This is a genomic window from Streptomyces arenae, assembly GCF_022343545.1.
GTDB lineage: Bacteria > Actinomycetota > Actinomycetes > Streptomycetales > Streptomycetaceae > Streptomyces > Streptomyces humi.
Genome location: NZ_JAKQYH010000027.1, coordinates 1 through 6,567 on the forward strand (window position 1 = coordinate 1; position 6,567 = coordinate 6,567).

Annotated in this window: 3 protein-coding genes; 1 reads left to right on the forward strand and 2 read right to left on the reverse strand. The window is 74.0% G+C overall.

All coding sequences use genetic code 11. The features are described 5' to 3' along the window. Positions 1-630: 630 nt before the first annotated feature. Complete coding sequence (locus tag MB828_RS13595; RefSeq protein ID WP_301648365.1) at positions 631-2,703, forward strand: ATP-binding protein; 2,073 nt, start codon at positions 631-633, stop codon at positions 2,701-2,703. Here the strand turns inward: MB828_RS13595 and MB828_RS13600 are convergent. Beyond that, positions 2,685-4,103, reverse strand: coding sequence for an MFS transporter (locus MB828_RS13600; protein WP_301648366.1), 1,419 nt, complete (start codon positions 4,101-4,103; stop codon positions 2,685-2,687). The genes MB828_RS13595 and MB828_RS13600 overlap by 19 nt on opposite strands. After that, complete coding sequence (locus MB828_RS13605; protein ID WP_301648367.1) at positions 4,096-6,009, reverse strand: glycoside hydrolase family 15 protein; 1,914 nt, start codon at positions 6,007-6,009, stop codon at positions 4,096-4,098. The genes MB828_RS13600 and MB828_RS13605 overlap by 8 nt, the downstream gene beginning before the upstream one ends. Positions 6,010-6,567 lie beyond the last annotated feature (558 nt).

Here is a 6,567-nt window from a genome sequence, read left to right on the forward strand (position 1 = left end):
CCGGACGCGGTTCGCGCACGGTGACCGCCCACACGTACACCCCGTCACTCTGCGCCGACTTCACCGGCTCGGGTCTGACCGACGGCACCGACTACTACAGCCCCGGCAAGCTGGCCGGCGCCTACGGGATGAGCAGCTCCGCCCCCCGGGTCACGCCCGGTGCTCCCACCCGCCGGACGGCGTTCGATGCCCCGGCCCCCCGAGCCACACCGGACGCCCCCGCCCGCCGACGCACGACCGATTCCCCCGACCGCTGCTCCGGCTCCGCGATCGACGCCTTCGCCTGCCGGGCGCGAACCGATCCCCAGGTCCGCCGGGCGGCGTTCGACACCTCCGGCCCCCGACCCGTGCCCGACACCCCCGCCCGCCGACGCACGCCCGACGCCCCCGCCCCCCGGACCACGCTCGGTGCTCCCACCCGCCGGACTGCGTTCGACGCCCCAGCCCCCCGAGCCACACCGGACACCCCCGCCCGCCGACGCACGCCCGACGCCCCCGCCCACCGGGTCACAGCCGACGTCGCCGGCGTTCGCCGCGCAGCCCGGCCCCCCGGGCGCCGGCTCCCGAGTCGTTCCCCCGGCCGGCGGTTCGTACCCGAGCCCCCGGTTCGCCGAGGCGCAGCCCGTCCTCGTGCCGCCCGACCCCCGGTCGGTGTCGGCCTGGGGGCTTCGGGAGCGGCAGGGCGGGGAGGTGCCGGCTCAGTTGCCGGTGGGGGTGCGGGGGTTCATCGGGCGGGACGCGGAGATGGCCCGGCTGCTGGCGATCCTCGACGATGCCCGCGGGGAGTCGCCCGCGGTGGTGATATCGGCCGTCTCCGGCATGGCCGGCGTCGGCAAGACCGCTCTCGCCGTGCACTGGGCGCGCCGGATCGAGGGGGAGTTCCCCGACGGGCGGCTCTACGTGAACCTGCGCGGGTTCGATCCCCGCGGTTCGACGGTCACCCCGACGGAGGCGGTACGCGGGTTCCTGGCCGCGTTCGGCGTCCGCCCGGAACACGTCCCGCCCGGTCTCGACGCCCAGGTCGCCCTGTACCAGGACCTGTTGGCGGGGCGGCGGGTCCTGGTCGTACTGGACAACGCCTGGGACGAGCGGCAGGTACGGCCGCTGCTGCCGGCGGCACCGGGCTGCATGGCGCTGGTGACCAGCCGGAACCGGCTGGCCGGACTCGCCGCGTCGGACGGCGCCCACCTGCTGTCCGTGGACGTGCTCGGCCCCGACGCGGCCATGGGGGTGCTGGCGGAGCGGATCGGGGCGGACCGGCTGACGGCCGAGCCCGACGCGGCGCGGGAGATCGTCGCCCACTGCGCCGGGCTGCCGCTGGCGCTCGCCGTGGTGGCGGCCCGGGCGGCCGGCTCACCGCACCGGCCGCTGGGCACGCTGGCACGGGAGCTGCGGGAGGAACGCAACCGGCTCGACGCGCTGGACGCGGGCGAGGTGGCGGCCCAGGTACGGGCTGTCCTCTCCTGGTCGTACCGCGCTCTCAGCCACGGCGCGGCCCGGCTGTTCCGGCTGCTCGGCCTGCACCCGGGCCCGGACGCCGGACTGGCCGCGGTCGCCGCGCTGGCGGGACTCCCGCCGTCGGAGACCCGGGAGCTGCTGTCCGAACTGACCCGGGGGCACCTGCTGTCCGAGCACCCGGCGGCCCGGTACACGTTCCACGACCTGCTGCGCGTGTACGCGGGAGAACTCGTCGCCGAGCGCGACGACGAGCCGGTACGGCGGGCGGCACTGCACCGCATGCTGGACCACTACCTGCACACCGCGCGGGCGGCCGACGCGCTGGTGACCCCGCAGCCCAATCCGATCGACCTGCCGCCGGCCCGGCCGGGGGCGGGCGCCGAGGACCCCGCGGACTACGACCGGGCGCTGGCCTGGTTCGCCGCCGAGTGCACGGTGCTCCTGGAGACCGTGCGCCAGGCACCGAAGGGCTTCGAGGCCCACGTCTGGCGGCTGACCACGGTCGTCACCACGTACCTGGACCGGAACGGGTACTGGCAGGCACTGGAGGAACTCGGCCGCAGGGCGACGGCGGCGGCACGGCTGGAGCACGACCGGGCCGGACAGGCCGGCGCCCACCGCACCCTGGGACTGGCCCTCGACCGGCTGCGGCAGCCGGAGGCGGCCCACGAACACTACGCGCGGGCACTGGCGTTGTACGCCGCGCTGGGCGACGAGGCCGGCCAGGCCCGGACCTGCCAGCACCTCGCCCGGCTGTCGGGGACGCGGGGCGACCGCCGGCAGGCCCTCGAACACGCCCGCCGGAGCCTGCGGCACTACCGCGCGGCGGGCGACCGGGCGGGCCAGTCGGCGGCGCTGAACCACATGGGCTGGCAGCTGGCCCACCTGGGCGAGCACCACCGGGCCCTGACCCACTGCGAACAGGCGCTGGCACTGGCGCTGGCGTCCGAGGACTTCAACGGGCTGGCCCACACCTGGGACAGCCTCGGCTACATCCACCGTCTGCTCGGCCACGACCGGGAGGCGGTGGACTGCTACCGGCAGGCGGCGGAACTGTTCCACGCGACCGGGGAACGCAACCACGAGGCCAGGTGCCTGACCCGGCTCGGCGACTGCTACGACAGCACGCACCAGCCCGTCCGCGCCCGGGACACCTGGACCCGGGCGCTGCTCATCACGGACGAACTGGGCCTGCCGGAGCACCGGTCGCTGCGGCGGGAGATCCGTCAGCGGCTGCTGCGGTGAGACAGCGGCGCCGACGGGGCGGCGGGTCCCGTCGGCCGGGGCAGCAGGGCCGCCGCGGCGAGACCGCCGAGGCCGGCGACGGCCAGCACGCTCATCGCGGCGGCGTAGGCGCCCCGGTCGAGACCGGCGACGAGGATGGTGCCGGCGACGGCCGTGCCGAACGACGAGCCGAGGTTCGACACGCTCCGGGACAGACCCGAGATCTCTCCCTGCTGGTCCTCGGGGAAACTCGACTGCACGATGTTGACCGACGGGGTCAGCATGACGCCGAGACCGAGCCCGATGAGGAGCAGGCCGGGGACGAAGGCCCAGGCGGTGGCGTAGTTTCCGGCCAGGACGATCAACACCGCCACCCCGATCACGGAGACGGCGAAGCCCGCCATGACGAGCGTTCGCTGGGGGTGGCGGCGGGCCAGGCGTTCCGCCGACAGGGACGTGGCGAGCAGACCGAGGGTGGCCGCGGTGAAGACGACACCGGTCTGGATGGCGTCGTAGCCGCGGACGACTTGGAGATAGGCCGCCACCGTGAACGACGTGCCCATGAGCAGCAGCCATTGCAGGTTCTGGGTGACGAGCCCCAGGTTGGAGGTGTGGTTCCGGAAGAGGCGCGGGGACAGCAGCGGCTCCCGGCCGGCGGCCTCGTCGGCACGGGCGGAACGGAAGAACCACGCGAGCACGAGCGCGCCGGCCACCAGCAGGGCGGCCATGAGCCAGACGTTGTTGTCCGCGGCCAGGATGCCCATGACCACGAGGACCAGCCCGACGGCGGAGAGCACCGCCCCCTTGGTGTCGAAGTGACGGCCGGGGTCCGGGGGCAGCGGGTCCTCGATACGGCGGCCGAGCAGCACGATCACCCCGATCACCAGGGCCTGGAAGACGAAGGCGGCCCGCCAGCTGACGAAGGTGGTGATGAGGCCGCCGATCAGCGGCCCCGCGGCCGCGCCGATCCCGCCCAGCGCCATGACCACGCCGAACGCGCGGGCCCGGGAGGTGACGTCGGGATAGAGGAGGGTGGTGAGGATGTACACCGGCGGGATGAGCAGCGCGGTGCCGACGCCCTCGAGGATCGAGTTGCCGAGGATCAGCACCCCGAGTCCGGGGGCGGCCGCGCTCAGCAGGGCGCCGACCGCGTAGACGAGGAGACCGGTCAGGAAGCAGCGTTTGCGGCCGTACCGGTCGGTGAGCTTGCCACCGGGGATCATCAGAGCCGCCATCACCAGCAGGAAGACCGTGATCGCCACCTGGACGCCCTGGACGGTGGTGTCCAGGTCCCGGCTGATGTCGTTGATCATCACGTTCATGTTGGAGCCGGCGAAGCTGCAGATGAACTGGGCGAGGGCGAGCGCGGCCAGCACGCGCCCCGGTCCGGCCGGCTGCCTTCGGCCGGCGTCCTCAGCCATGCGGGGCGCTCCCGCCCGCGTCCTCCGCCGGCGCTCTGAGGCCGTAGATCACCGGACGCCGGCGGCCGAACCGGTGCGGTGCGGTCCGCTCCTTCGCCAGTTCCTCGTCGAGGGCCATGGCGGCGGTGATCAACGAGAGGTGGGTGAAGGCCTGCGGGAAGTTGCCCAGTTGCTCGCCCGAGGGACCGATCTCCTCCGCGAACAGGCCGACGTGGTTGGCGTAGGTCAGCATCTTGTCGAAGGCGTGGCGGGCCTGCTCCAGCCGGCCGCTGCGGGCGAGCGCCTCGACGTAGAAGAAACTGCACAGGTTGAAGGTGCCCTCGGAGCCCCGTAGGCCGTCGGGGGAGGCCTGCGGGTCGTAGCGGTAGACGAGGCTGTCGCTGACCAGTTCCTCGTCCATGGCGTCCAGGGTGCTCAGCCAGTCCGGGTCGTACGGCGAGACGAACCCCACCTTCGGCATGAGCAGCAGGGACGCGTCCAGGACGTCGGTGTCGTAGTGCTGCACGAAGGCCTGCCGTTTGTCGTGCCAGCCGCGTTCGACGATCTGCCGGAAGACCGCGTCCCGGGCGCCGGTCCAGCGGGCGAGGTCGGCGGGCCGGGAGAAGCCGGTGGCCGCGCGTACACCGCGGTCGAACGCCACCCATGTCATCAGCCGGCTGTAGGTGAAGTCCTGGCGGCCGCCCCGGGTCTCCCAGATGCCCTCGTCGGGCTGGTCCCAGTGGTCGGCGAGCCAGTCCAGGACGCCGCCCAGCGCGCCCCAGCCGCGGATCGCTCCGATGTCACCGCCCACGACCAGGGCGTCCGAGGCCTCGCCGTAGATGTCGAGCTGGAGCTGGTCGGCGGCCGCGTTGCCCGCCCGTACCGGACGGGAGCCCCGGTAGCCCTCCAGGTGGTCGAGGGTCTCCTCGGTCAGGTGGGGGTCCCCGTCGACCCGGTACATGATCTGCAGCGGGTCGCCCGAGGCGGCGCCGTTGGCATCGATGCGGTCGCGGAGCCAGCGGCGGAAGGCGTGGGCCTCGTCCTGGAAGCCGAGGTCGATCAGGGCCCGGACGGACAGCGACGCGTCCCGTATCCAGGTGTAGCGGTAGTCCCAGTTCCGCTCCCCGCCGACCTGCTCGGGCAGTCCCATGGTGGCGGCGGCGACCGGGGCCCCGGTGGGGGCGTAGGTGAGCAGCTTGAGGGTGATGGCGGAGCGGTTCACGATGTCCTGCCAGCGCCCCTTGTAGGTGCACGAGCGCAGCCACGACAACCAGAAGGCACGGCAGGTGTCCAGGTCGTCGGCGACCCCTTCCAGGGACGGGCGCGGCGGCGCGGCGGTCCCGGCGGGCCCGCTGGTGAGCACGACGGCGGCGGCCTCGCCTGCGGAGAGGGTGAAGCGGGCGCTGATGTCGTCGCCGTCCGCGTGCAGGCGGACGCCGGTCGTCGACTGGAGATGCAGGTCCGCGGCCGCGCTGTGGAAGATCGCGGAGTGCGGGTCGGCCGAGGAGAGGGTGTGCGTGGCGCGGCCGTAGTCGAAACGCGGCCGGCAGCTCAGGGCGAACGGCAGGCGGCCCCTGACGACGCGTGCGACCCGCACCAGCCGGTGGACGCCGGTCGGGACGCCGGACTCGTCCGGCACCATGAAGTCGGCGACCTCACCGACCCCGCCGGCGCCCATGAACCGGGTGATCAGGATCGCCGTGTCGGACAGGTACAGCTGCCGGACGGTCACGTCGTCGCCGTCCGGGAACTCCGCGGCCAGCCGGCAGTGACCGCCGCGGTCGCGGTCGAGCAGCGAGGCGAAGACGCTGGGCGAGTCGAAGCGGGGGGTGCACCACCAGTCGACGGTGCCTTCGGACGACACCAGGGCGGCGGTCTGGAGATCGCCGACCAGGCCGTGCTCGGCGATGGGCGGGTACCGTTTCACAGTCTCTCCCAGCTCGGTCCGGCGCGCTGCGGCAGCTCGGCCGGCACAAGCACCGACCTGTCCAGACCGACGGTCCCCCGCCCCCGCCCCACCCGCCTCACCCACGACGGGTGAAACGACACGATGAACCGACGACGACCGGTGGGACGGCGAGGGGCGCGACCGCGGCCGGTGGGACGGCGAGGAGTGAGAGCACGGCCGGTGGGATCGCATGGGGTGGGGCCGTGGCCGGTGGGAGCGCGGCGGGTGAGACCAAGGCCGGTCGGAAGGCGACCGGTGCGGCCGGTGACCGTCGAGACCGCGGCCGGTGGAACACGACGGGTGCGACCGCGACCGGTGGGACGCGACGGGTGGGACCGTGACCTGACCGGTGGGACGTGACGGGTGGGACCGTGACCTGACCGGTGGGACGTGACGGGTGGGACCGTGACCTGACCGGTGGGACGCGACGGGTGGGACCGTGGTCGTGGCCGGTTGGTCACGGCGGGTGAGGGCGGGGGTGTTGCAACCCGGGCGGGTCTCCGCCGGGGGCGGCGGGTGGTGGCGGTGGGGAAGGGG

Bases quoted from the DNA above. Each gene is read 5' to 3' on its own strand.
- MB828_RS13600 (WP_301648366.1), bottom strand. From the start codon at position 4,103: ATGGCTGAGGACGCCGGCCGAAGGCAGCCGGCCGGACCGGGGCGCGTG.